We start from the raw sequence: 25,460 nt of genomic DNA on the forward strand, positions 1-25,460 counted from the left end.
GGGGTTAGTTATTGTTGTTACTGCTACCTTCCTTCAAGTCGTCGTTGTTGATAGTCTTTTTAGGTTTTTTGGGTTTTGGTGTTGAAAGGCCGCCAAACTTATAGCTAAACGTGATTTCGATACTCCGGTTATGCATAACGTTTACCGCGTTTTGGTTAATGTTGCCCGAGTTAACAACCGTAGGTATGCGGAATGCATTGGTTAAAAAGTTATCGCCGCCAATGCCGATACTGCCCTTTTTATTGGCAAACTTTTTATTGATACTCAGGTTATAAACGCTGAAATTGCCCTGGTAACCCTGTAGCTGGATCTGGCGGGAGCGGCGAAATGCAAACGCCTGGATAGAATAACTATCAGAAAGATCATAGCTGCCAAACAAGCGGTAGCTAGCTACCATACCGTGATTTGAAGCCCGGAAAAGTGGATCGGGGTTTTGGTTATCAAGGTTTAAATAATAAAGATCCACGCCGCCGTTAATATTTAGCTTGTTGGTAAGCGCTAAGTTGGCAGATAGGCTCATGCCGTATGCATTTTGTTTCCCCAGGTTTTGAAAACTGGTTTTCACCGTGTCGCCACTGGTTGTCCTTATCGTTTGTATAGCATCATTAGTATTGCGCATAAACGCCGAAATATTGAAATGGTTATTCTTGATATTAGTACTATAGGCCAGCTCAAAGTTGTTGGTGAACTCGGGCTGCAGCCCGGGGTTCCCACTGGTTATATTTAAGGGATTTGAGGCTTGTATATTAGGATTCAGAAATTCAATTGACGGGCGCTGTATGCGGCGGTTATATCCCAATTTAATCATATCGCCGTTGTCGAATTTTTTGGAGATGTTTAGGCTGGGTACCAATATGCCATAGTTAGGGATATTAACGGCCGAGCCGCTCAGAAAATCGGCATTAATGCTGGTGTACTCGTAACGGGTGCCGGCTTTAATGGTGTAATTTTTAAAGGGAACAAAAGTAAAGGATACATAGCCAGCGGCAACATTTTGCTTGTAATTAAAGGCATTTGAAAGGCTTGCCGATGAAACGGGTAAATAGTTAAGTGAAGAACCTGAAGCCGCCAGGTAAGCATAATCGCTCGTTACCGTCCGGATAATATCCTTAGCCCCAAATTCCAGCAATTGGTTTTTTGCAAGCGGTGTTTGATAGTCGGCTTCTAAAGTCAGTTCTTTATTGACACTGTTATTGTTGTTTTTTAGGCCACCGGTAATCGAACCATCGTTTTGACTGAGGAAAAGGCTTTCAAAATTATTGTTGCGGTTGTTTTGGCTGTACTCGGTAAGCAAGCTAAACTCGCGGTCGGGCTTTGCACCTGTCAGCGTATAGGTTAATGTGGCATCAACCGAGTTTGAATTATTTGTGATCTTGTTTTTCTGTAATGATGAGCCGGTCAGTACATCATTTAAATAACTTTGGGTCAGAAAATTGTCCTGAACTGTGGGGTGGTTATTAGCCCCGAAAACAACGCCAAGGCTGAGTGAATTATGCTCGTTTATATCATAGTCCAATCCCACATTATACCTGGCAAACAAATATTTATTATGCGTGCCGGCAGATTGAGTGGTTAAATAAGTGTCATTTGAAGTAAGGCTGTTTACTGTCTGACTGTTGCTGAATTCGCCTGGAATATTGTAGCCTGTGCGGCCAAACCCTCCAAGAGAAAAATTCATTTTGCCTACCTTGTAACCTCCGTTTAGCCCAAGATCGCCTCCCCGTGTGCCAACTGCCGAATTGAGGTTCAGCGACATGCCTTGAAGTGTATTTTGTTTCAGTATGATATTAATGATGCCACCGGACCCTTCGGCGTCGTATTTAGCAGAGGGAGAAGTGATTACCTCTACGCTTTTGATCAGGTCGGCAGGAATTTGTTTTAAAGCATCCGAAATACTTGCTGAAGCCATTGCCGATGGCTTGCCGTTAATAAGAACTTTGATGTTCTGGCTACCTCTAACACTCACATTCCCGTCCGGATCCACAGCTACCATCGGAACGCGTTTCATAACATCGGTAGCATCGCCGCCACGGGTTGTCAGGTCACTTTCGGCGTTATATACCGTCCGGTCAATTTTTTCCTCAATCAAAGCTTTTTTGCTCGTAACCTGTACTTCTTTCAAAAGCCGGCTATCAGGGCTGAGCAGGATTTTACCCAACTTTAATAAGGTTCCATCAGTTACTTTAAGGTTAGAAATGGTTTTGTTGGCATAACTCAAAAAACTGATCTTTAATTGATAGGTGCCTTTGGGTAATTTTTCTAAAGTGAATTTTCCATCTGTCCCGGTTAATGAACCGGATATCAGTTTACCACTTACCTGGTCAAATACAGATATGGTTGCATAATCAACAGGTTTTTGGCTAAGCGAATCAATAACAGTGCCGGCAATACTTGACGAGCCTGTATCACTGGCTCTTACCAATGTAAACGGTAGTAAGCATAACATTAAGAAGTATATTTTTTTCATCGCTTTTGGTTTTATGCTCCAAATAAAAAGTAAATGACTCAACCTGTAAAATGCGATAGACCGTGGGAGGTAAATAATCGACGAAGAACCGGTTAGACCACATGAAGCGTGAATTAGCCGGTGCCGAAATCTATTCATCGGTAAAATTGCCCCACTGGTCGACAGATGATTGTATATGGACAATCAGACTCCGATGTGAAAACTATATTCCTGTTGATTTTCGAGAACCAATTTGCGGAGAGTTTTGGGGCGTTTGCCGGATATTTGTAAATTTTGAATGGGCGGATTCATAAATCAGCTTTTATTTACTATTTTAGTTTTTAAACCGGCTTTGGTCCGGCCTTGATTACTACGCTATCAACATACAGTCACATTCAAGTCCATTTATAATGGATTATTTACAGCTACTATTACACTGGTCCATAGAAGTATATTTACCTATTTTATTAATCATCAAAAACAAACGCAATGAGTAAGATTACAGTAAAAGACGGAACCGAAATTTATTACAAAGATTGGGGAACCGGACAGCCAATTGTTTTTCATCACGGCTGGCCTTTATCGGGCGATGACTGGGACGCACAGATGATGTTTTTTCTTGGGCAGGGATTTAGGGTTATTGCCCATGACCGCCGCGGGCATGGAAGATCAAGCCAGGTTTCAGGCGGACACGACATGGATACCTATGCAGCCGATGTGGCCGAGCTAACCCAGGCACTTGATTTGAGAGATGCGATACACGTTGGGCACTCAACGGGTGGCGGCGAAGTTATCCATTATGTTGCAAAACATGGAAAAGGCCGGGTAGCCAAAGCTGTACTAATCAGCGCGGTCCCTCCGATCATGGTACAATCTCAAAATAATCCTGACGGCGTTCCTATGGCTATTTTTGATGACATACGCGAGGGTACAGCATTTAACAGGGCCCAATTCTATGAAGATATTACGCTTCCATTTTATGGCTACAATCGTGAGGGAGCGAAAATATCGCAGGGAATCAGAGACAACTGGTGGCGCCAGGGAATGATGGGCGGAGTAAAAGCGCATTATGATGGTGTTAAGGCTTTTTCAGAAACGGATTTTAAAGAAGACCTTAAAAGTGTGGATATTCCTGTGCTTGTTTTACATGGCGAAGATGACCAGATCGTTCCATTTCACAATTCGGCAGCAAAGTCTATAAAGCTTTTAAAAAATGGGAAACTTATTTCCTATCCGGGTTTCCCCCATGGTATGCCGACTACAGAAGCCGCAACCATCAATAGGGATCTTTTGGCTTTTTTCAAATCATAAATAAAAAAGATACTTCATTTAAATTGCCGGCATTATAAAGCTGGTAGTTTTTAAGTTAAAAAACTAAGGCCTTGAAATTTAATATTTCAAGGCCTTATGCATTTTGAAGCAGCCCTTGCCGGGACAATTTCCGAACTATTATAGAGGACCCAAGAAAGACCTCAATATTTCGTAACGGCTCTAAAGCGATTTTCGACAAGACCAGGTATGCTTATTGACCGGGTTTTAAAGATAACAGTGAGCTAAATATCCATCCTATGGTTTTAATGCTCCTTAATTTGCCCTCCACATTCTGCAATACTTCGGCTTGGCTATTTACCAGGTATACTTTACTCCATTGGCCGTTTGTTTCTATCAAGCCTACCTCATAACCTTTTGTTAATTTTTTAAGGACAGTGGCATTGGTAGAAAATGAATTTCTAAAATTCGTGTCTTCGGTATTTACAATATAAATTTTACCGGTGTTATTAGTACTGCCATATACATTTGCCTTAAATGTATCCCAGGGAAATGCCGGTCCGGGATCTGGCTTACGCGCCGGAGAGATATCATCATGACCAACGGCTGCTATTAAATGATACGTATCAAATAATACTTTGCAAAGCTTGTATAACGCCTGTAGCTGAGCATCAGGAAAGGTGCGCCATTGATGGTTGCTTTTACCTGTCCAAAACTTGTGCTTGTGATCAATCTTTATAAACTTATCACCATCGGTAGCCGGATAAATTTTTACACCATCATCTGTAGCTCGTTTAAAAGTATTATCTGCCAGCTTCTCTACAAAACCCGGGTTTACAATTTCTATCCCGATGGAATGAAAATTAAAATTATCTACCCCATCCCAGGTGCTGGTACCCGCATGATTTGCCCGGTGATTAAAAGGGATCAGCTGGGTAATTGTGCCGTCAGTATTTAACACAATATGTGCGGCAATTTTATCAGGGTTGGATCGGGTATCCATAAACCAATCTATTGCTGATTGCGCAGTATCTGTGGCTGTGTAATGAATTACCAAATAATCAGGATCGATAGGGTCCCTGACATTTCCGGATTTAGAAATTTTTATTTTTTCAGTAGCTGAGTCGGCAACTAACCAGTGATCTGTAATTTTCATAAGGGTGCAGGTAAGGTTTAAATAATTGATTGTCTTTGGTTTACTAAAGATAAATAGAATTAATAAAACATTGTAATCCCCAATCGTTTTTTAGATCTTTTTTATAATTGTACACAAATCTTATAAAAACCCGTTGATTGAATCGCGGTTATACCGGATGGTTTTCTGCTCCTGCCGTTTCAATCACAACTTGCGTAACCAAAAGGTCTCATTATATTTGTACTTCAGGGTCTCAGATAAAAAGCCACTTCCTAAAATAATACAAGCTTACATCTATGTCGCAATCAATTACTATAAAGGGTAAGGTATCTTCTTTTTTCTCGGTTTTAAAACAAGCAATAAAGGGTAAGGAAGTTGACCTCACCTCCATCAGTATAAAAAGAGCAATTGTTTTATTGGCTATCCCCATGATGCTGGAAATGGCCATGGAATCTGTTTTTGCACTGGTCGACCTTTATTTTGTAGGTCATTTAAAAAACAGTAGTCACGCTATTCAAACAGTGGGATTAACGGAATCTGTATTAACCGTAATATATTCATTGGCCATAGGTTTAAGTATGGCCGCAACAGCGGTTGTTGCACGCCGCATTGGTGAAAAAAATCCTGAAGCCGCCTCAAAGGCAGGAATGCAAACCATTGTAATTGCTGTGTTTATTAACCTGGCCATCAGTATTTTGGGATTTTTACATGCCAGAGACCTGCTTTTAATTATGGGAGCCTCCACAGAAACTGCCGATCATGGAACTCCATTCGTTCGCATTATGATGGGCGGTAGCCTTATCATTGTGCTGTTGTTTTTAATAAATGGTATTTTCAGGGGAGCCGGTAACGCCGCCGTAGCCATGCGTAGTTTGTGGATTGCCAATATGGCAAACATTATTTTATGTCCTATTTTTATCAGGGGGCTTGGTCCTATCCCGGCTTTTGGATTAACGGGAGCAGCGATAGCCACAAGCATTGGTCGCGGTTTGGGGGTTACCTACCAGATTTATAACTTATTTAATGGCAAAAATGCTTTAAAAATCCGGATAAGCTATTTTATACCCGACTGGCATCAGATAAAAGCGATCATTAAAATTGCGGCGCCGGGTATTTTACAATTCGTAATAGCCAGTTGCAGCTGGATATTTTTGGCGCAATTGGTTGCTACAACAGGTGGCGATCATGGTTCTGCGGGTTACCAAACGTCATTGCGGTTAATGATGTTCTTCCTGCTGCCAGCCTGGGGTTTGAGCAATGCGGCAGCAACATTGGTTGGGCAAAATTTAGGAGCCGGGCATGTGGACAGGGCAGAACAATCGGTATTTCAAACTATAAAATATACAATTGTATTTTTAGGCATTGTGACCGTATTGTTTTTAACCTGCGGGCATTTATTTGCCTCTTTTTTTACTGACGATGAGGCGGTTAAAAAAGTGGCCACCCGGTCTTTACAAATTTTAAGCGGCGGCTTTATTATTTACGGAGTGGGTATGGTTTTAACCAGTGCTTTTAATGGTGCCGGTGATACCTGGACACCTACTAAAATTAACATTTTTACATTTTGGTTATTCCAAATTCCTTTGGCTTATTTATTGGCCAAGTATTTTGCAATGGGGCCAACCGGCGTTTTTATTGCTATCCCCTTTTCCGAAATTGGATTAAGTATAGCGGCTTACATATTGTTTAAGCGTGGAAAATGGAAGAAAACCATGGTTTAGTGCATCGTTCATTATGCGGCTAACATCCCTGATTACAAACAAACCAGCGACCGGCTGCCTTTTCCAGTTCGATGCAATCCGGGTTGTTATCACAAGCCCAGGCGATAATCCCATCAGGGCGTATCAGTACGGCGCTTACCGATACCCGGTCTTTTGCATTGCCTGAAATATACCTGATTTGGTCGCCATATTTACCCGCCAAAGTTTTAAGCGAATCATTCCTATCAAAATCAAGCAGTATCCCCTGGCCATCGTGCATTAACTCAGCAATTTTTGCACCGTTTTCCAACTCAAAGTTGGGAGCGCTGTGACCTACCAGGGGGTGAAGGCCACCGAGATTGTAATGTGTGAAAATGCCCCACACCCGTCCTGCAACATAGGTGGCACCATCGCGTGTATTCATAAGGTCGCGGAAAATCGCGTTCAGTGCACGGGCATACGGGTCTGGTTTCATGATAGCAACCTGGGCGCGTGACCAATCCAGCACTTGTGCACCAATTGGGTGCCGTTCTGTATAATAACTATCCAACAAACCCTCCGGCGCTTTCTCCCGGATGGTTGCGGCAAGCTTCCAGCCCAGGTTCATGGCATCGCCCAGCCCAAGGTTAAGTCCCTGGCCTCCCAGCGGTGCGTGAATGTGCGCGGCATCGCCCGCTAAAAGTATCCGTCCGTTGCGGTAGGTTGTGGCCTGCCTTGCCCGGTCGGTCCAGGTGGTTGCCAAATGCAGTGCGCTGATAGTAACATCAGTGTTTGAGATGCGGCGTAGCACCTCCTGCACGTGTTCCAGCGTGATTGGCTTTTCTGAATTATGAAAAGCCCCTCCATCAAAATCCTGTATCTCCACGTAACCCGGTTGCGATTGCAGGTACATACCTGTTGGTGTCACGTTTCGGCCCGGGCTCAGCTTCCAGGGGTCGGCAATATCAACCTGGGTAGTGTAGCCGGTAAATTCCGGCTCGGTACCGGCGAATTCAAACCCGCCCGCTTTGCGAACAACACTCCGGCTTCCATCGCAGCCCACAAGCCACTTACCCTTAAAGTATTGGTCAACTGAGTTAACAGTTACCCCGTCATCGGTTTGATGAAAGTGAGTAATGGCAAGCCCGCGCTTGATAACTACACCCAAAGCTTCTGCGCGGCGGGTCAGCACAGCCTCAAGCTCCTGCATTTCAGAAATTAAACTGGTGGGGGGCGAGTTTGGCAGGCGGTACCTCCACTGTGAGGTATCAATATCGCCGTCATGGAATGGAATGCCAGCGAAGTGCCCGGCCTGACGGCGTGGCCCTTGTACGGCGTTGGAGTGTGGATTTTTAAGGCGTTTATGTATCTCAAGTTCTTTTAGCAACCCACGGCGGTAAAGTGCTTCAATAGTAGGTGTGGAGAGTCCCCGTATCCCAAAAGGCATTTGCTTCAATGGCGAGTGCGGACTGTCCGCCTTTTCCAGTATCAGGACTGAGCATTTGGCCAGGGCGAGTTCACAGGCGAGGAACAGACCTACAGGCCCTGCGCCGGAGATGATTATATCGTGAGTAGAATGATTTTGTGCTGATTTCTTGCTTTCAGGTGTAACTTTCATATAGGTGATTGAAACACAAAACTCTGGAATGCGCCTGCATTAGGCTTGTATAAACGCGACAAAATCGCTGCTTACAGCCTGTTTTCCCTTCTTGGCCTTTCGTGCGAATGCCGCCGGCGTAGTGCCGCTGTAGCGCTTAAATTCCCTGCTCAGGTGAGATTGATCTGTATAGCCCAGCTCATGAGCTAAGCCGGCAAGGTTTGAATTTGGATAAAGCCATAATTGGTTTCGCACCTGCTCAAAGCGCATCAGACCAGACACGTCTTTAACAGTATAGCCAGAAGATTGCTTGAAGTTTCTTTCCAATGTACGCACCGTAGCATGAGCCGCCGCCGCTACCTGGCTTACCGGAATGGTGCCATTTGCTTCCCTCATAGCAATCCCGGCTTTGAATAGCATACTGTCAATCGCAATTCCCGATCGTGCATTCAAGAAATACTGTTTTACCTCATCCAGCGCTTCATCTATCCTGCCAGCATGAATCCACTTGCTCAATGTGGATTGAAGCTGGGCAATAGGGTGCTCAAATATGCGCACCCCGTCTTTACCGGCCGGCAGTCCAAGCAAGTCGAACACGGTCCATGGAAAGCACCTGATACCAATGATCTCTAAACGATTTTTCGTGTAAAAAACAGCGGGTTGATTGAGCAGCCCCATCATAAATGGCGATGGCAACGGCTGCAGGCCGCCATTGCAAGAAATGCAACAGGCGCTTCCGAAATGAAAAATAATTTCAGCGTAGCCATCAGGTTGTACCTCAAAACCCGATGGTAGTTCTCCGGAGTCTCTTCTGTTATACCAAAAGCACTTTATGATATCCCGTAATTCTTCAGGAGGTTCAAATTCTTGGTGCTGCATTTTGAAAGATAGCATATTTGGGTCAAAAATAAAACGCCCCAAATCGAAAGATTTGAGGTTTTGCCTTTATGACTGTTGCGTTATGATGAGAATTACAGGGTGCTTAAATACTCGTCAAAAAGCATTTACAACGGCCTTAAGTTCATACCGCTGTCCGGTGATAAAGATACTTACCGGGGGAATCAGGTACGAGTGCGCAGGTGAATGCAATGAAAACAGGATCAGCGGAGAGCGTTATAATCATTTTTTTTCAGCGTTATATATTTTTGGTGCAGATCTGCATTTCAGTAAGTAGGTTGAGAGTTTGATGGTCGAAGCGCTGAAACAGATCATTAATTTGGCTGATCTTCATCATTTTATTTCTTCATTGGGCTTCCCATCTTTAATCTATGAAGACGGATCAGCAATTAAAATACAGAAAACCTGATAAAAAGAAAATTAAACCCGCTTTCAGCTGGATATGGGTTTATGTGATTATGTTACTGTATTTTATCTTATCGCCAATATTAACGGATTCTTATGGCACCAAAGAAATCACCTGGCAGCAATTTTCAACCACGATACTAAACCGCAAAGCGACCGAAAAACTGGTTGTGGTTAATAAAGAAAAGGTAGAAGTATATATCAAAAAAATATTTTCAGGTGATACCGCATTTAAAGAGGTATTTAAACCTTCATTTGGCAGCGGCATCAATAATGGGCCCCATTATGTATTTACGATTGGGTCGGTAGAATCCTTTGAGCGAAATATGGATGAGGCGGAAAAAACCTTTTCTGTGACTGAAAAGGTTCCGGTTAGTTATACCTATCAGAGCAATTGGTTCTGGAATATATTAAGCTGGGTGCTCCCTTTTATCTTGATTTACATAGTAGCAGGCTTTTTCATCAGGAGACAGGGCGGCATGGGGGGAACCAGCGGGCCTTCTATTTTTAACTTTGGGAAATCCACGGCGATTTTGGTTGAAAAGGAGAACAGTAATATCAATTTTAATGACGTTGCCGGGTTGGATGAAGCAAAGACAGAAGTGCTGGAAATAGTAGACTTTTTGAAAAAGCCGGGGTCCTTTACTAAACTGGGCGCCAAGATACCAAAAGGTATCATTTTGGTGGGCCCACCAGGAACAGGCAAAACCCTGCTGGCAAAAGCGGTTGCAGGCGAAGCCCAGGTGCCTTTCTTTTCTATTTCCGGTGCTGCATTCGTGGAGATGTTCGTGGGGGTAGGTGCTTCCAGGGTACGTGATCTTTTTAGCCAGGCCAAGGAAAAAGCGCCGTGTATCATTTTTATAGATGAAATTGATGCTATTGGACGATCAAGGGGAAAAGGCGCCTTTTTAGGAGGCGCCAATGATGAAAGGGAAAGCACTTTAAATCAATTATTAACCGAGATGGATGGCTTCGGTACCAATACCGGCGTTATCGTCTTAGCTGCAACCAACCGTGCAGATATGCTTGACCCGGCGCTTGTTCGTCCGGGCAGATTCGATCGCCATATTTACCTGGAACTGCCTAATATGAGTGAACGTGCGGCCATTTTTAAAGTCCACATGCGCAATTTAATGGTTGATGAGGCAATTAATATTCAATTATTGACCGCGCAAACACCGGGGTTTTCCGGGGCAGACATAGCAAACATCTGCAATGAGGCCGCTTTGATAGCGGCGCGAAGAAAGGCAACTAAAATAGAAAAAACGGATTTTACAGATGCAATTGACAGGATCGTTGCTGGGCTCGAAAAGAAAAGTAAGATCATTTCTCCGGAAGAAAAAAGAATCATAGCCTATCATGAAGCTGGCCATGCCGTAACCAGCTGGCTATTAAAAACGGTTGATACATTGGTTAAGGTATCCATTATTCCGCGAGGGAAATCTTTAGGTGCTGCCTGGTACCTGCCAGAAGAAAAACAGTTAAGAAGCAAATCTGCATTCCGGGAGCATCTATGTGCTACACTGGGAGGCAGGGCGGCCGAAGAAGTCATTTTCGGTGAAATTTCCTCCGGGGCAATTGACGACCTTGAAAAGGTGACCAAGGAAGCTTATGCTATGGTGGTTTATTATGGTTTCAATGATAAGTTGGGTAACGTTAGTTATTATGATTCAACTAGCCAGCGCGACTTATCTATTCAGGAACCTTTTAGTGAAGCTACGGGCGAACTGATAGATCAGGAAATTCGGAAGCTGGTAGGTGATGCCTATCTGACCGCTAAAACACTATTGACCGAAAATAAAATTTTACTGGAAAAAGTAGCTGAATCATTATTGAAAAATGAAGTGATATACAGGGAGGACCTGGAAAAAATATTAGGCCATCGTACCAAAGAAGATAAGATCCTCAACGTTTTATAATGAAAAAGGAAACTGCGCTTTTGGGTTTTTATGCAGCGCTTGCGGCATTTATTGCTGCAGCAGGATATGGCGTAGTACAGATTTTACAAATAATAGGTAGCGTGCACTATCCTTTGGATGCCATCCTGATCTATAGTTTTTCAATGGCAATTGCGCTTCCTTTTTTGTTGACAATATTAGCCTTACACTATATCGTGCCTGAGGACCGGAAATTCTGGAGCCACGCGGCCTTATTATTTGCACTAATGTATGCCATTTATGTCGTGCTAATGTATACCGTCCAACTGGCAACTGTCATACCCTTATCGATGCTCGACCCTAAAGAGAATATTCTCACCGTTACACCGCACTCCTTTTTCTGGACGCTTGATGCACTAGGTTATATTTGTATGGGGCTGTCTACCTTATTTGCCGCTTTCCTGTTTGAAAAAGATGGGGAACAAAGATGGCTCAGGCGATTTTTAATAGCTAATGCCATGATGATACCTTTTATTGGCTTTGCCTATTTTTACCCGCATTTTTCTACATGGGTACTGCTACTTGGGGCACCATGGCTAATCACCGCGCCTGGGTCGATTTTATTACTGGCAAATTTTTTTCGGAAAAACCTGGATCACTAAATTTTATAACCCGTTAATCAATTAACTAAAAATCATGAGCAGCAACGACAACCCCCTGGAAGTATTTGAACAGGAAGCCCCTGAAGTATCAAAAGCATTTAACCAATTGATAGAGGCATTAAAAAGCACAAGCGGACTGGACTCTAAAACTAAGCAATTATTGTATATCGGTATTAAAACAGCCCTGGGTGATGTTACTGCAGTACGTTACCATGTGCAAATGGCCAAACAACTCGGTGCCACCCGTGATGAAATCAAAGACACTATATTAATTACCATAAGCGTATGTGGCTTAAGCGGAGTGGCCAGCTGTTTGCCGGCGGCTTTAGCAATTTACGACAATGGTGATCTGAAGTCTTAAATAAAGTTCATAGGATCCGGGAGGACCATTTATAGTTTCATTTCTTTTTTAAAGTTGGGAACAGCACCTCATGGGCATGTTACCCGTTAGGCGCGGAGTGGTGCTTATCGCGTGCGCTTGACTACATGCTCAAGCAAATTCAGTACCTATAGACCAGTACAATAAACCATATTGGCGGCATTAATAAAAGTGCCCCGTTAATGGCGTAAGCTTGACCCCTTGTTTCCTTCATTTGTGCTTCATTGGCATTTTTTTTACCGATGGGTAATGAATATCGGCAGGTTGTTAATTTTGATAAGCAGTTCAGCCGTACTGGCCTTGAATAGGCTGGATAGCCAGTTTCGCCCAAAAGCCCCCATCACCAGGCACGCATTGGCCTCACGCAGCATATAATCAAACAGTTCGTCGTTCGGTTTTCCATGCAGGTCTTTAAAGTTTATCTGGCTGTAATGCTCCTTCAGGTATTCATACAGTTTTTCCTTCTGCGCTTCGCTAAATACCGCCTCCTTATCCGCTTGCAGTACAGTGATTTCACAATTTCTTAGTTCCGGAAATAAATAAGTGAATTGTTTGATCGCAAATACTGACGATGCGTTTCCGTCATAAGCGAATAGGATCTTATTAATCGGTCCGGCATGGTGGGGAGCGATAATGACAGGGCACTCTGATTTGGCCAGCAGTTCCCTAACCAATCCGGCAGGTATCTCCAGCTCTGAGGAAGCAAATAAACCCGGCCTGGTAATAATGGCGTCGGCATAGCGGCTTTCGGCTATTAATTCTTCCTCCGGCACGCTTTGGTCGCGGTGAATCTGGTAGGCTACCCCCTGCTCTTCGCAAAACGCTTTGAATTTCCGGATGTTTTCTGAGCCGGCTTTCAGTTTAAAATCCGTTTCTGGCAGATCGAGGGAATTAATTGTTTCCACAAAAACGCTCCCGTATGCAAACTTCACACCTGGCGCGGATTCGGCGGGGAGATTCTCCAGGAAAATGCCTGTTAACCCGGAACGGGTGAGTTTGGCCAGGTAACAGCCGAATGCAATGCTTTGCTGATCCGGTTTTTCTGCTTCAATAGCAATCATTAACTTTTTCATGTGGTTTATTTAAAAAAAGAAGCTTCCGCAAAATGAACTATACAAAAGCTTCCGGTTCTTGTTAATAGGTTAATTGCAGGAAGCTTAAATAAATTCTCCCTTTTCATTAATTTTTACTTTCATGCGCTTGTCGCCATTCTCCAGCAGGAGCTTAAAACTTTTATCGGCAGACTCCTTCTGGTCATAGTAATGAACCTGGTAGATATCCTCGGAAATATGCCAGTTAGGGAACCGCTTGCTAACCGCATCCCTTACCGCTGCAGGTAGTTTGGTGTTTTTGAATTTTTCGGCAGTACGCAGTAGTTTGCCATTTTTATCATAAGCAGCCAGAATTTTCCCGTCCGGGATATAAAAGGATATAGAATATCCATCATAATCATCGTTGTAGAATTCTGATTTTTTTACATCATAGGTGGCCGCTTTGAACTCCAGCATTCTGACCGGCTGCGCCATTTCCTTGTTATCGGTAGCGTTAAGATACTTATAGATCGAAGCTTTTATATTTACTTCGGGTAGGATGATCTGGGCAAATGACCGCATCGCAGATATGGTTATCACAATCACCAGGCTGAATATTAATTTTGATTTTTTCATGGTTTTACTTTTATAAATAAGTTAATACACAAATTCAGGTTCAACGATAGACAGTTTGTTTTCCACGTGGTAAACACCCGGCGCTGCCCAGGCTACATCTTCCGCGTCTTCACTTTCGGCAAATGAGCGAACCTTTCCGGTAAGTATTACTTTGCTGCCGCTCGTGCTAACGTTTACCTTGCCGGCATCAATGGTGGCGTTTCTCCGGAAGGCCTCCGTAATTTTCTGCTCCAACTCAAATGGGTTAAGGTTTGGTTTAATGGTGATCAGGTTAGTTACTGATCGTACTCCGGAAAGATTTTGGATGGCTGTTCTGGCGTTCATCCGCTGGTATTCCCATTCAAGTTCGCCTTCCAGGGTAACGATGCCGTCTTCCACCTTGATCTTAACCTTTTCTTCTGGTACGGCTGAATGCCATTTAAGGGCGTTAAACACCGCCTCGGCTATTTCCGTATCTGTTTTACGGTAAACGGGTGATACCCCGATCTGAATGTCTTCTGCGATGGCTTTTACACCGGATACCTTTTTTGTTGCTCTTTCGGCGCTTAACTTTTTGGAGAAGGAATCAACTATCCCTGAAAGTGTTACAATCCCGTTTTTTACGGCAACGCCAATTTCGGATGAATTTAAAAATGGCTGCCATTTCAGTTCATCCATCACGTCTTTTTGGATTTGAATGTCCGTTTTCATAAGTTTTATTTTTTAAATGATTTATAAATTAGATACATTTCATATATCAAAGGACAGCCCTTTTGGTGGCTATTTCAATGATTGCCATCATGCGGGTTTTTGATATGAAACACAATTTAAATGGAGGGATCGTTCCCCAATCTGCCTCCCGCGAGACTCAAGGCGATAGATAGTGGAATCCTTTTTTCGAGATATGCTGGTCAACCGCATAGCCCGGCTCCTTCGTTAAATCCAAATGCTACCGGCAGCTTAACGGTTTTAGTAAAATAGAATGGCAAAGCATAGGTGAATGTTATTGCTTCGTGCGAAAAGCAGGCCAGCGTGCTGGTTGTTTGCGCACCGCAGCCCTGGACCTACCTCCGTTTTGCGGCGAAAGTATCACTGCGAGATCCGTTTCTTTACCCTTGCGTACAATGGTCAATACTACATGATTTCCCGGGGCATATTGCGCAAGCAACTCGCGCAATTGGGGGGATGAAATTATTTGTTGCTGATCCAGCTGTATGATGATATCATCCCGCCGCAATCCCGCCTGTTCGCCTGCACCTCCCCGTTGCACACTTTCAATTAAAACGCCGGCTGCACTTTTTGCCAGCAGCCGTTTGGCCTGTATGGCATCCATGTCAACAAAGAAAATATTGAGGTAAGCATAATGAACACTTCCATAAGCAACAAGGTCATGCCAGGCTTTCCTGACAATGCCGGCAGGGATTGCAAAGGTATACCCCGCAAAAGTTCCGGTAGGAGAAATGATCGCTGAATTGATACCGATAAGTTTACCATTACGATCCACCAAAGCGCTTCCGCTCATGCCTTCATTGCTGGCGGCATCAGTTTGCAGATAAGAGTTTACCAGGGATTCATCCGACTGGCTGTCCATGTTTCTGAATCGGGCGCTCAAAATTCCCCCTGTAACCGTAGAAGTCAGATCAAGCGGATTGCCAACAGCAAGTACCGGATCCCCGATCTGTATCGTACCAGGGTTGCCAAGTTCCAGAAATGGGAGCGCATTACCAGGAATTTTAAGTAGCGCCAAATCTACCCTGTCATCCGTCCCGGTCAGCATCGCGCGGTATGCTCTGCGATCTTGCAAAATGACCATCAGGCTGTCGGCCCCGGCCAATACATGGTTGTTGGTAATCACATAGCCATCAGCACTTACCAGCACTCCCGAGGCGCTGCCTGCGAGCATGCCAGTACCGGATTTATTTGATTTAATGCCCATGGAGGTTACCAGGTGAGGATGTATATTCAAAATACTGTCTGACACAAAAGCCTGAATACGAACCACCGCGGGAATTGCCTTTGAAGCAGCATAACTTAAATCCGTCGCGGTCGTAGAAACCTGGCCATGCAGCCAAAGGGGTACTAAACAGAAGGTAAATAAAGTAAGCTTTTTCATGGAATTTATTTCTATAAAACTAATTGACCGGCAATCGTGGACCAATGAGTGCAGTCATGTGAATCCATATTCCACATCACCTATTTATGTGACCACGGTCATTCCGCACCAGAGCTTTTTTGGGGAATATTGCATCGTAGTTGTTATCATTTTTATTTAAGGCTGTGTTTTTAAGAACCATCAAAAAAAATAGACAATGTTAGGGGAAATGACAAATGAGGAAATTGAGGGACTGTTAAAGGAACAAGTCACCGGCCGGATTGCCTGCGGTACTGATGGTAACATCTATATTGTTCCTATTAACTATGTTTATAATGGTGCGGATATTTACGCGCACTCTGCTCAGGGAAAAAAAATTGACATGATGCGAAAGAATCCCGAGGTATGTTTCGAGGTGGATGATATACAAAGCATATTCCGTTGGAAAAGTGTGGTTGCCTGGGGAACGTTTGAGGAAATAACAGACATGGATGAAAAGGAGCGGGTTATGCAAGCTATCATTCACCGGATCATGCCGCTATCTCAAAATGCGCCCGACCATCCGTCGCATGGTATCACGGAAAAGGATAGCGATATAGGCAGTAAAGTGGAACTGATTATCTATAAAATTAAGCTGGGCAAGAAAACCGGCCGGTATGAACGTTAATAGATTAAAGCCGTTCAGTTTGCTTTTGATGCAGGAAACAGAGTCGGCAGCATAAGTTTGCCGCTGTGCAAATAAAAAACAACATGCTATTAATCAGTAAAAAGGGGAATATTTGAAATGAAATTTAAAAGACTCAGTCGTGAAAAAAATACTTGTGCTCACCGATTTTTCAGCTAATGCGACCTGTGCTGCAGAAGCCGGTTTAATACTTAGCGGGAAGTTACATACTGACCTGTTATTGTTCAATACCTATATCGACTATGCAACCATGCCATCCTATGGCGGTGGCGGATGGATTGTGGACGAGTTTACGAAACGAAAAAAAAGCAGCCAACTGGGTTTGGAATCATTGATGGAAGGCCTGGAATCCCTTAGTAGCCAGTTGGAGCCTGATGATCATAAGCCGGTTATCTCTGTTGAGTTCAACGACTGCGACCTGGGAATGGATGTAGATGAATTATTGGTTCAAAACAAGGTGGAACTCATAGTCATGGGAGCGCGATCGCATGACCGCGATGATGCACTATATGGCCATGATACCAATGCTGTAGTGAACCATGCCACTCGACCGGTTCTTATCGTTCCTGCAAAAACAGATCTGAAGCAAATACGAAAGGTGATATTCGCAACCGATTTTGATGAGGCGGATTTTAAAGCGATCCATTACCTCATCAAACTGGGCAACCTTTTTCATTATCAGCTTGAGATTATCCATGTAATCAAACCTGATCAGAAAGAAGCGGAACAAAGTCCTCAGGCGCTTGCCTTCGAAGCAAAAGTTGCGCAATTAAAGTACCAGGGGCTAAGCTATCATAAAATTGGGGGAAATGATGTAATCAACAGGTTGAACCACTTAGGTACAGAAACCGGACCAGTGCTATTAGCCTTGCTGCATCATCAGCGTTCCTTTTTTGTACGGCTGTTTGCTCATAGTGAAACCAAAAAAGCCTTAGCTAAACAGAAAACACCCCTGCTGGTATTTCCTTCTAAAATGAACTAAATAAAATTAACGTTAGTTTACCGCCTTCCCGGATGTTGCGGGTAAGGCCGTAACGGAAGTTTAAAATTGGATTAAACTGGCTGAATATTTATAAATTTTGGATATTATGGAATAATTGTCCCGTCTTCCATCACGATGATCCGGTCGGCCCGTTTAGCAAAATCCGGATCATGGGTTACAACCAGAATGGTCTGTTTATTTTCCAGGCAAATGTCTTTAAAAATGCCAAAAACAATATCGCTGTTCTTTTTATCCAGGTTGCCGGTGGGCTCATCGCCCATGATAATCAGCGGGTCGTTGATCATCGCCCGTGCTATGGCTACACGCTGTTTTTGGCCGCCGCTCAGCTGGCTGGCATTTTTTAGGGCCTGGTCATCTATGCCTAAAGTTTTTAAATGCTGCATTGCCTTTTGCTCTATTGCCTCGGTAGAATATCTACCCAGTTTCATGGCCGGCAGCATCACATTTTTGAGCACATTGAACTCTTCAATCAGGTAATGAAACTGAAATACAAACCCGATCTTTTGATTACGAATGACAGCGAGTTCGGCATTATCTTTTTGACGAAGTGATTCATTGTCCAATATCAATTCGCCTTCATAATCTGTATCCATAGTGGATAAGATATATAGCAATGTTGATTTACCGCATCCTGATTTGCCTGTAATGGAAACAAAACTTCCACGGCTGATAGAGAAGCTAATATCTGTAAGCACACGAAAACGCACCGGGTCTAAAAAATACTTGTTAATATCGATCGCCTGTAAAACCGGTGTTTCCATTATTTCCCCCTTATGATGACCACCGGATCAATTTTTGCCGCCTTACGGGCCGGAAACAGACCGGCGAGATAAGTGGTGATAAGCGCGAAGCTTATGCCAATTAAATAGTAGGTAATTTCAAAATTTACCGGATAGGTTTTTATTGTTGGCAATGCCGAAGTCTGGAACGGAATATGACTTATGATAAGCGATAAACAATACCCTAATATAATGCCAATGACGCCGCCAACTACGCCGAGTACCATCGACAGTTGAATAAATATCGCTTTGACATCCTTGCCGGAGAATCCTGTCGCTTTCAATATCGCTATTGCATCCATTTTTTCATAAATCAACATATTCAATATATTATATATTCCAAACCCGGCAACAATCAGCAAGGTGACGCTTACGCTATAGGCAATGGTGTTTCGTACGGTGGTGCCGGTTTCAAATTGGGCATTGGCGGTTTGCACATCGGTTGCATCAACATCAAATAGTCGTGCATATTCCTTAGCCAGTGCTGGGGCAAGCGCGATGTTTTTTAATTTAACCTGTATATCGGTAATATAGCTGGCCGGCTTACCTTGCAACTTTTGCGCGGTTTGCAGGGAAGTAAAACTTTGCACGTCGTCTACTTCGGCTATTCCAAACTGTACTATCCCTACTATTTTAAGCTTAGCAATATCGGCATCAGGCGTAGTAACCTGTATCACGTCTCCTATTTTTACAATAAGCTTATCAGCAAGCCCTTTTCCAATAATTATACTGTTACTCACCACAGCTAAATCAGCAATAGTTCCCTCAATGATGTTATCATTTAAGTGAAAAAGCTTCTGCTCAAGATCTACGTCGACGCCATCAATTATACCTGACAATTGAATGGTGCCGCTATTAAAGAAAACGGTTGTACTTATTTTAGGGGCAACATCAATTACCCGATCATCCTCCCTAATGGCTTTAATAATGCGGCTTGCATTATAAAGCTGCTTTCCTTCGTCCTTTGGTTTCACTGATAGGATGAAATTTTTGAATCCGGCGAAGTCGGCGGCCCGATTAACAGGTTGCGTTTTGGATGGTGTAATAGCATTGTATAACCTGATATGCGGGGTACGGTTTATAATCAGATTATCCAGCATTTTGTTTAAACCTGTCATGAAACTAATAAGTGCTATAAACATGGCAATGCCAAAGGTAACGCCGGCAGCAGCAACAACCGATTGCTTTAGGCGCGCCATTAACAAGGCGAGGGCGATATTTAAGAGCAGTCCTGTTTTCATTTAATCAGGTTTATAAATAGTTTCCTGTGTATCAAGCCCATGCAGTATTTCCACATTCTTTTCATCCTGTACACCTGTGATCACTTTCTTTTTAATATCGCCTTTTAACCACACACAATTGTTTTTATCGAGGTAGTTTCTGGGGATAAGCATCGCATTTTTCTTCACACTGACGATGATATTAACCTCCGCCGTTAAATTAGGATAGAGCTTCCCTGGAGGGTTCAAAAAAACGGCTTCAACCTTAAATGTACGTGACCGCTCATCCATAATTGGATAAATTTTACTGACCCGGCCACTGAATGATTGTCCCTGATAGCTATTCATGGTAATTTCAACACGTTGGCTTAGGTTAATCTTTATGATATCCTTCTCATCAACATTCATCTCCAGATAAAACTGATCAGGCTTCCCTAAAACACATAGAGTGGTTTGTGTGGTAATCAGCTCGCCTTTATTTTTAATCACATCGAATACTTTACCATCTATTTCACTCTTAATTAAATAATCGGTCTGTCGCTTTTTGGAAATGTTGTAATTGATCTTAGATAACTCCAGGTCGTTTTTCAGTTGTTTTTTCAATTGGGCCAAACTTTTATTCGCGGCATCATAATTTATTGCTGAGGTAGTAAATGCCAAATGGCGCTGATCAAAATCTAAACGAGTGCCTATGTTTTGCTCCCATAAATTTTTTTGACGATAATAAAAGGCAGAGTCGAGTTGGTATTTTTCTTTGGCTACCTGAACCTGGTATATGGCTTCCTGGAGCCGTTCAGAACTGGCCCGACTGTTTGAGGTTGTAAAATCTAAAGCCTGACGGGCATTAGCTGCATTTAAAACGGCTTCCCGGTTTTCCAGAACAAAAAGTATTTCTCCAGCTTTAACCAGGTCACCAGGGTTTACATTGATTTGTTTAACGATACCCGGCACGGTTGATGTTACGGTGTACTGGTCCGTTGCTTTAACATTTGCAGAAGCATATAAGGATACGGTGATATTTTTTATAACAGCCCTGGTATGATCTTTTTTAGTTGAGCATGCACTGATTAAAAATACAATAGAAATATAATAGCTAATCAGCTTCATGTGACTGTAAGTTTAGTTCAGACCAAGGGTGAACTGTATTATGTTAAAGCCTTTCTCTGTCCGTAATTATTCTTTGCTGCTAAAAAATAAAATCAGTTGATCTTGGTGTAAAAATGCGCAATTATGATGCCCGAAAGACTTCCCGGGCGCATTACCGGGACAGGAATAAATTCAATCTGCTTAATAATACAAATTTAGGTTTTAACTTGATTCAAGCTTGTAGCACAAATCATTATTTTAATTGATCCTGATCATTTTTTAACTTACCCGGTACCCGGCATGCCCGGGTTATCCAATATAAATTACGCCCTATCACATCTTTTAATATCCATAAACCGACCGCGGCAAGCTCATTCGCCGGTAATAACGAACATATTACTTCGACTGTTGTGCCATCACCTATGGCTATGCGGAAACAAGTCTTTCGCCCAAGGAGGGAAATTAAAAGGCGGTATTTCTTCAGGCCATGGAAAAGATCCTGAAATCTGCGCGCTCAGCATTCGTAAATGTGCGGTAAATCAAATTTTGGGATGATTTCGGTCATGGGCGGCCGGGATACGATTGATCATATTTGTCATATCTCCTCGTGCAATGAGGATAGCAAAGGGTTTACGTTTAAATAAATTGATCATGAAAAAGATACTGGTGCTAACCGATTATTCAGATAATGCAGATCATGCCGCGGCCGCTGCTATTCCACTGTGTGCGAAGTTGCATGCGAATATTTTATTGTTTAATACTTTTGCCAGCCAGCCAGTTCTATCCGAGTTTGGCGGAACGCCTTATGCAGTAGAACAGATGATCTGGCTGGATGAAAGCAAGGAGAAAATCACCTATCTGAAAGAGAGCCTGGAGAAACTTGTCGCGAAAGTTCAGCATGGGGAACACAAGCCAAGTATCGATTGTCAACGGGAAGAAGGGAGCCTGCAGTATCAATTGAAGTTTTTGTTGGAAAGAAAGGATATCGAACTCATCATCATGGGCGCCCGCTCTGGCACAACCATGGAACATTTGCTGATAGGTAGTGACACCAGCACGGTCATCAATCAAACAAACCGGCCGGTTTTGATTATTCCTCAAAGCGCTGATCTTAAAAAAATAAAAAAAGTTACAATCGCCTGCGACTTTGATGAAGGTGATCTGAATGCGGTACATTACCTCATCAAACTCGGCCGTCTTTTTGATTTTCACCTGGAAATTTTGCATGTATCCCTTTGGGGCCATGATGATTCACGCGAAATGGAAATGAAAAGCAAATTTGTCAACCGTGTAAGAAGATATCGGTACCCTAATTTATCATACCAAGATATATCCGGCAAGGAATTGCCTGCTCGTCTGAATCGTCATTGTGAAGAGAACGAATCTGATTTACTTGTATTAGTGCATGACCATCATAGTTTTTTGAGCAGGATATTTAAAGGGAGTCATACCGGTGAGCAATTAAAACACCAGCAAATACCGGTAATGGTGATCCCGTCACGTATGGAAGTAAAATAAACTATTGATATATATTCACACATAAGCCGCAGAAGAACTTAACTCTCTGCGGCTTTTTTTGGGTTGCAACTTTCAGTTTTGCAAAAGGAATTTAACGTAAAGAGCCCGATTAATTTTTAAGAAACCCTGCCTGTGAAAGGGACACTGGCTTATCATAACGAAAGCCTTTACGCTTAAGTCCATTCGGCAGCAAACCTGTTTTTTGCGCAGGATCAGTTTTGGTTCTGACCCTGATCATTATTTGGAGAAGGTTTTAGGCAGAAATTAGCTTCTCACTAAGCGAGAAGAAACAACCGCCAGCGGGTAGATAAGATATAAGATACTTTCAAATAAATAATGAAAATCAATATGGAATCTTTCATCAAAAAATTCAGTGAAATCGGGATGCAAAATATTGCAGAGGTCGGTGGTAAAAATGCTTCCATCGGAGAAATGTTTACCCATTTGGTGCCCATGGGCATACCCATCCCGGATGGATTTGCGGTTACAGCTGCAGCCTACCAATATTTTTTAACGCGCAATAAACTACAGCAGCCCCTGCAAAAAATACTTGAAGAGCTTGATCGGGATAATTTTACCAATCTTTCCCAGGTTGGAGCAAAAGCCAGGAAACTGATGATGGACGCTGAAATGCCCCAGGACCTCCAAATGACCATTATTGATGCTTATGACTACCTGTTTAATTTTTCAGAACCATCAGTAGCCGTACGTAGCAGCGCGACAGCCGAAGACCTTCCGGATGCCAGTTTTGCCGGTCAGCATGAATCCTATTTAAATATACAGGGGCATTGGGCTGTTATCTATGCGGTAAAACAATGTTTTGCATCCCTTTACACCGACCGCGCTATTAAATACAGGGAAGATAAGGGCTTCGATCACGCTAAAGTTTTTCTTTCTGTGGGTATTCAGCAAATGGTCCGCTCAGACCTGGGCTGTTCAGGTGTTGGATTTACCCTTGAGCCCGAATCGGGATTTAGGGATGTGGTGCACCTTGCCGGGGTTTGGGGCTTAGGTGAAAATATGGTACAGGGCACCGTTGTTCCAGACGAGTTTATCGTGTTCAAGCCTACTTTGAAAAAAAATAAGGAAGCGATTTTACAGAAAAAATTGGGCAGCAAAAGCAAAATGCTGCTTTATACCGAGGATGGGAATGAACACCATACAACGATAAATAGGGATACACCCTGGGAATTGAGGGGGAAATTTGTTCTGGATGATATGGAAATTGAGCAACTGGCCCGCTGGGCAGTGATCATTGAAGAGTATTATAAAAAACCCATGGACTTTGAATGGGCGAAAGACGGACAGAACCACCAGCTTTACATCATCCAGGCAAGACCGGAAACCGTGCACAGTCAACAAAAGAAGCTACAGATAAAAACCTGCCATATTTTAGAAAAAGGTGAAACGATCACCACGGGAGCTGCCGTTGGGCACCAGATCACCAGCGGTTTTGCACGATTACTGAGCTCGCCTGAAGAGGCCGGTAAACTTAACGAGGGAGACATCCTCGTTACTGACACCACCAACCCGGATTGGGACCCCATACTCAAAAAGGTAGCGGGGATCGTTACCAACAAAGGTGGCAGAACCAGTCATGCGGCCATCATAGCCAGGGAACTGGGAGCGGTAGCGATTGTTGGTACCGAAAACGCTACGGTTAATATCAAAGACGGTGAAGAGATAACCCTCTGCTGTACCGAGGGTAAGACCGGAATTGTTTATCGTGGCAAATTGAACTGGAAAGAAACCCTGACTGATTTAAAGAAAGTCCATTTGCCCGAGCATCCCAGGGCACAGTTGATTGTAGGTGATCCTGATCAGGCTTTCCAACTGTCATTTTATCCTAACCATGGCGTCGGGCTGATGAGGCTGGAGTTTATCATTACCCATTCTGTTAAGGTACACCCCATGGCACTGGTTCATTTTGAGCGTGTTATTGACGAAACAGACCGGTTGAGGATTGCGCATCTGACCTCTGGTTACCCGGATAAGACAAGGTATTTTGTGGACCGGCTGGCACAAGGGGTTGCTACCATTGCCGCTGCTTTTTATCCCAAGGAAGTCATCGTTAGAATGAGCGACTTTAAGACGAATGAATACGCGGGTTTGATTGGCGGCAAATACTTTGAACCGGATGAAGAAAACCCGATGATCGGATTCCGGGGGGCTTCGCGTTACACGCATGAGCGTTACCGGGAGGGCTTCCGGTTGGAATGTGAGGCCATGAAAAAGGTCAGAGACGATATGGGCTTCACCAATGTTAAATTGATGATCCCTTTTTGCCGTACTGTTGAGGAAGGTAAAAAGGTTATCGCACAGATGAAAAAATACGGTTTGAAAAAAGGTGTCAATGGACTGGAGGTATTTGTTATGGCAGAAATACCAAGTAATGTTTTGCTGGCCGAAGAATTTGCTGCTGTTTTTGATGGTTTTTCTATCGGTTCCAATGATCTTACCCAATTAACACTCGGTATTGACAGAGATTCTGCCTTGATCGCCGATTTATTTGATGAGCAGAATGCTGCCAGCAAAAAGTTGATTGTTTTAATGATTCAAAAGGCAAATCAATTGAAGAGAAATGTTGGACTTTGCGGACAAGCCCCAAGCGACTCCAAAGATTTCACCAGGCTAATCGTTACCGCAGGTATTGATAGTATTTCGTTTAACCCGGATGCACTCATCAATGGTATTAATAATATCAACGAAACGCTTTCGCCCCTAATCAAATCAACAAAAAAAGTAAACCGACCAGTTAATCTTAAAAATTTATCAACCCATGCAAAGGGCATCGCTTAAACGGAATGGCTACGATATCTGCCCTGGCAATTACAATGAAATTAATGCACTTTAAAAAAACTGCCTGTTATTTAAGTCGAAAAAAATCAAGGTTGAAGTATTGGAACAACGCCGGTGAAGAGGAATAAACTATTTGAAAACAAAGCCGATAAGAATTTTTTTTTGCCCTATATATGGTGTGAGCTCTGGTTACCCGGAGCTTTATTTATAATTATAGATTTTTGAGTAGAAGCTATAATCATCTCCAGGGTGCATTCATGACATTGATCATTTACCTGTATGATGT

At 43.2% G+C, this 25,460-nt stretch carries 20 protein-coding genes; 9 read left to right on the forward strand and 11 right to left on the reverse strand.

Annotation, left to right across the window (positions count from 1 at the left end; genetic code table 11):
- Positions 1-4: 4 nt before the first annotated feature.
- Positions 5-2,467, reverse strand: a complete 2,463-nt coding sequence (locus tag AC1D0K_RS06960) for a TonB-dependent receptor (protein WP_477390496.1) — start codon at positions 2,465-2,467, stop codon at positions 5-7.
- A gap of 468 nt (positions 2,468-2,935) precedes the next feature.
- On the opposite strand from AC1D0K_RS06960, the gene AC1D0K_RS06965 reads away from it, so the two are divergent.
- Positions 2,936-3,757 (forward strand): alpha/beta fold hydrolase, encoded by an 822-nt coding sequence (locus AC1D0K_RS06965; protein WP_295711417.1) that lies wholly within the window; start codon positions 2,936-2,938, stop codon positions 3,755-3,757.
- Between the two features lie 211 nt (positions 3,758-3,968).
- Here the strand turns inward: AC1D0K_RS06965 and AC1D0K_RS06970 are convergent, their stop codons facing one another.
- Positions 3,969-4,871, reverse strand: coding sequence for an N-acetylmuramoyl-L-alanine amidase (locus AC1D0K_RS06970; protein ID WP_295711419.1), 903 nt, complete (start codon positions 4,869-4,871; stop codon positions 3,969-3,971).
- Positions 4,872-5,146: 275 nt separating this feature from the next.
- Here AC1D0K_RS06970 and AC1D0K_RS06975 point away from each other — a divergent pair, with 275 nt between their 5' ends.
- The gene (locus tag AC1D0K_RS06975; protein ID WP_477390493.1) at positions 5,147-6,571 is read left to right on the forward strand and encodes an MATE family efflux transporter; all 1,425 of its coding nucleotides are present in this window, start codon (positions 5,147-5,149) and stop codon (positions 6,569-6,571) included.
- A gap of 19 nt (positions 6,572-6,590) precedes the next feature.
- On the opposite strand, the gene AC1D0K_RS06980 is transcribed toward AC1D0K_RS06975, so the two are convergent.
- Entirely contained in the window at positions 6,591-8,147 is a 1,557-nt protein-coding gene (locus AC1D0K_RS06980; protein ID WP_477390491.1) for an FAD-dependent monooxygenase, read from the reverse strand.
- 39 nt (positions 8,148-8,186) lie between these two features.
- Positions 8,187-9,005, reverse strand: coding sequence for a helix-turn-helix domain-containing protein (locus AC1D0K_RS06985; protein ID WP_477390489.1), 819 nt, complete (start codon positions 9,003-9,005; stop codon positions 8,187-8,189).
- Between the two features lie 389 nt (positions 9,006-9,394).
- Here AC1D0K_RS06985 and ftsH point away from each other — a divergent pair, with 389 nt between their 5' ends.
- From ftsH to AC1D0K_RS07000, 3 genes are read left to right on the forward strand one after another with little or no spacing between them, the layout of a single operon-like run.
- A complete protein-coding gene (gene ftsH, locus AC1D0K_RS06990; protein ID WP_477390487.1) occupies positions 9,395-11,347 on the forward strand; it encodes an ATP-dependent zinc metalloprotease FtsH in 1,953 nt (650 codons plus the stop codon).
- Positions 11,347-11,967 (forward strand): hypothetical protein, encoded by a 621-nt coding sequence (locus AC1D0K_RS06995; protein WP_477390485.1) that lies wholly within the window; start codon positions 11,347-11,349, stop codon positions 11,965-11,967. Before ftsH ends, AC1D0K_RS06995 begins: the two co-directional genes overlap by 1 nt.
- A gap of 34 nt (positions 11,968-12,001) precedes the next feature.
- Entirely contained in the window at positions 12,002-12,328 is a 327-nt protein-coding gene (locus AC1D0K_RS07000) for a carboxymuconolactone decarboxylase family protein (protein ID WP_477390483.1), read from the forward strand.
- Positions 12,329-12,582: 254 nt separating this feature from the next.
- On the opposite strand, the gene AC1D0K_RS07005 is transcribed toward AC1D0K_RS07000, so the two are convergent.
- From AC1D0K_RS07005 to AC1D0K_RS07020, 4 genes are all read right to left on the reverse strand, one after another.
- The gene (locus tag AC1D0K_RS07005) at positions 12,583-13,419 is read right to left on the reverse strand and encodes a universal stress protein (RefSeq protein ID WP_477390481.1); all 837 of its coding nucleotides are present in this window, start codon (positions 13,417-13,419) and stop codon (positions 12,583-12,585) included.
- Positions 13,420-13,503: 84 nt separating this feature from the next.
- Entirely contained in the window at positions 13,504-14,013 is a 510-nt protein-coding gene (locus AC1D0K_RS07010; RefSeq protein WP_477390479.1) for a hypothetical protein, read from the reverse strand.
- A 21-nt stretch (positions 14,014-14,034) separates the two neighbouring features.
- Positions 14,035-14,703, reverse strand: a complete 669-nt coding sequence (locus AC1D0K_RS07015) for a BON domain-containing protein (RefSeq protein ID WP_477390477.1) — start codon at positions 14,701-14,703, stop codon at positions 14,035-14,037.
- A gap of 292 nt (positions 14,704-14,995) precedes the next feature.
- Positions 14,996-16,105 carry a S1C family serine protease gene (locus AC1D0K_RS07020; RefSeq protein ID WP_477390475.1) on the reverse strand — a complete coding sequence of 370 codons (1,110 nt, stop codon included), beginning with the start codon at positions 16,103-16,105 and terminating at the stop codon, positions 14,996-14,998.
- Positions 16,106-16,313: 208 nt separating this feature from the next.
- Here AC1D0K_RS07020 and AC1D0K_RS07025 point away from each other — a divergent pair, with 208 nt between their 5' ends.
- Positions 16,314-16,751, forward strand: a complete 438-nt coding sequence (locus AC1D0K_RS07025; protein ID WP_295711435.1) for a pyridoxamine 5'-phosphate oxidase family protein — start codon at positions 16,314-16,316, stop codon at positions 16,749-16,751.
- A gap of 139 nt (positions 16,752-16,890) precedes the next feature.
- The gene (locus AC1D0K_RS07030) at positions 16,891-17,751 is read left to right on the forward strand and encodes a universal stress protein (RefSeq protein WP_477390472.1); all 861 of its coding nucleotides are present in this window, start codon (positions 16,891-16,893) and stop codon (positions 17,749-17,751) included.
- Between the two features lie 104 nt (positions 17,752-17,855).
- Here AC1D0K_RS07030 and AC1D0K_RS07035 read toward each other — a convergent pair whose 3' ends face one another.
- Genes AC1D0K_RS07035 through AC1D0K_RS07045 form a run of 3 tightly spaced genes read right to left on the reverse strand, consistent with a single transcriptional unit; the run spans position 17,856 to position 20,878 of the window.
- Positions 17,856-18,533 (reverse strand): ABC transporter ATP-binding protein, encoded by a 678-nt coding sequence (locus AC1D0K_RS07035; RefSeq protein ID WP_295711437.1) that lies wholly within the window; start codon positions 18,531-18,533, stop codon positions 17,856-17,858.
- A complete protein-coding gene (locus tag AC1D0K_RS07040; protein WP_295711438.1) occupies positions 18,533-19,792 on the reverse strand; it encodes an ABC transporter permease in 1,260 nt (419 codons plus the stop codon). The genes AC1D0K_RS07035 and AC1D0K_RS07040 overlap by 1 nt, the downstream gene beginning before the upstream one ends.
- Positions 19,793-20,878 carry an efflux RND transporter periplasmic adaptor subunit gene (locus AC1D0K_RS07045; protein ID WP_477390468.1) on the reverse strand — a complete coding sequence of 362 codons (1,086 nt, stop codon included), beginning with the start codon at positions 20,876-20,878 and terminating at the stop codon, positions 19,793-19,795.
- A gap of 630 nt (positions 20,879-21,508) precedes the next feature.
- Here AC1D0K_RS07045 and AC1D0K_RS07050 point away from each other — a divergent pair.
- Positions 21,509-22,375 carry a universal stress protein gene (locus tag AC1D0K_RS07050; RefSeq protein WP_477390466.1) on the forward strand — a complete coding sequence of 289 codons (867 nt, stop codon included), beginning with the start codon at positions 21,509-21,511 and terminating at the stop codon, positions 22,373-22,375.
- Positions 22,376-22,711: 336 nt separating this feature from the next.
- Positions 22,712-25,174, forward strand: a complete 2,463-nt coding sequence (ppsA, locus tag AC1D0K_RS07055; RefSeq protein ID WP_477463032.1) for a phosphoenolpyruvate synthase — start codon at positions 22,712-22,714, stop codon at positions 25,172-25,174.
- The last annotated feature ends 286 nt before the right edge of the window (positions 25,175-25,460 follow it).

It is taken from the genome of Mucilaginibacter sp. P1_A3 (assembly GCF_056406855.1).

What these genes read in the sequence shown, in the direction of transcription:
- ftsH (WP_477390487.1), top strand. Translation starts at nt 9,395, where the DNA reads ATGAAGACGGATCAGCAATTAAAATACAGAAAACCTGATAAAAAGAAA.
- AC1D0K_RS07050 (WP_477390466.1), top strand. Translation starts at nt 21,509, where the DNA reads ATGAAAAAGATACTGGTGCTAACCGATTATTCAGATAATGCAGATCAT.
- ppsA (WP_477463032.1), top strand. Translation starts at nt 22,712, where the DNA reads ATGAAAATCAATATGGAATCTTTCATCAAAAAATTCAGTGAAATCGGG.
- AC1D0K_RS06985 (WP_477390489.1), bottom strand. Translation starts at nt 9,005, where the DNA reads ATGCAGCACCAAGAATTTGAACCTCCTGAAGAATTACGGGATATCATA.
- AC1D0K_RS07045 (WP_477390468.1), bottom strand. Translation starts at nt 20,878, where the DNA reads ATGAAGCTGATTAGCTATTATATTTCTATTGTATTTTTAATCAGTGCA.
- AC1D0K_RS07005 (WP_477390481.1), bottom strand. Translation starts at nt 13,419, where the DNA reads ATGAAAAAGTTAATGATTGCTATTGAAGCAGAAAAACCGGATCAGCAA.
- AC1D0K_RS06980 (WP_477390491.1), bottom strand. Translation starts at nt 8,147, where the DNA reads ATGAAAGTTACACCTGAAAGCAAGAAATCAGCACAAAATCATTCTACT.
- AC1D0K_RS06975 (WP_477390493.1), top strand. Translation starts at nt 5,147, where the DNA reads ATGTCGCAATCAATTACTATAAAGGGTAAGGTATCTTCTTTTTTCTCG.
- AC1D0K_RS07025 (WP_295711435.1), top strand. Translation starts at nt 16,314, where the DNA reads ATGACAAATGAGGAAATTGAGGGACTGTTAAAGGAACAAGTCACCGGC.
- AC1D0K_RS06960 (WP_477390496.1), bottom strand. Translation starts at nt 2,467, where the DNA reads ATGAAAAAAATATACTTCTTAATGTTATGCTTACTACCGTTTACATTG.
- AC1D0K_RS07020 (WP_477390475.1), bottom strand. Translation starts at nt 16,105, where the DNA reads ATGAAAAAGCTTACTTTATTTACCTTCTGTTTAGTACCCCTTTGGCTG.
- AC1D0K_RS07015 (WP_477390477.1), bottom strand. Translation starts at nt 14,703, where the DNA reads ATGAAAACGGACATTCAAATCCAAAAAGACGTGATGGATGAACTGAAA.
- AC1D0K_RS06995 (WP_477390485.1), top strand. Translation starts at nt 11,347, where the DNA reads ATGAAAAAGGAAACTGCGCTTTTGGGTTTTTATGCAGCGCTTGCGGCA.
- AC1D0K_RS06970 (WP_295711419.1), bottom strand. Translation starts at nt 4,871, where the DNA reads ATGAAAATTACAGATCACTGGTTAGTTGCCGACTCAGCTACTGAAAAA.
- AC1D0K_RS07000 (WP_477390483.1), top strand. Translation starts at nt 12,002, where the DNA reads ATGAGCAGCAACGACAACCCCCTGGAAGTATTTGAACAGGAAGCCCCT.
- AC1D0K_RS07010 (WP_477390479.1), bottom strand. Translation starts at nt 14,013, where the DNA reads ATGAAAAAATCAAAATTAATATTCAGCCTGGTGATTGTGATAACCATA.
- AC1D0K_RS06965 (WP_295711417.1), top strand. Translation starts at nt 2,936, where the DNA reads ATGAGTAAGATTACAGTAAAAGACGGAACCGAAATTTATTACAAAGAT.
- AC1D0K_RS07035 (WP_295711437.1), bottom strand. Translation starts at nt 18,533, where the DNA reads ATGGAAACACCGGTTTTACAGGCGATCGATATTAACAAGTATTTTTTA.
- AC1D0K_RS07040 (WP_295711438.1), bottom strand. Translation starts at nt 19,792, where the DNA reads ATGAAAACAGGACTGCTCTTAAATATCGCCCTCGCCTTGTTAATGGCG.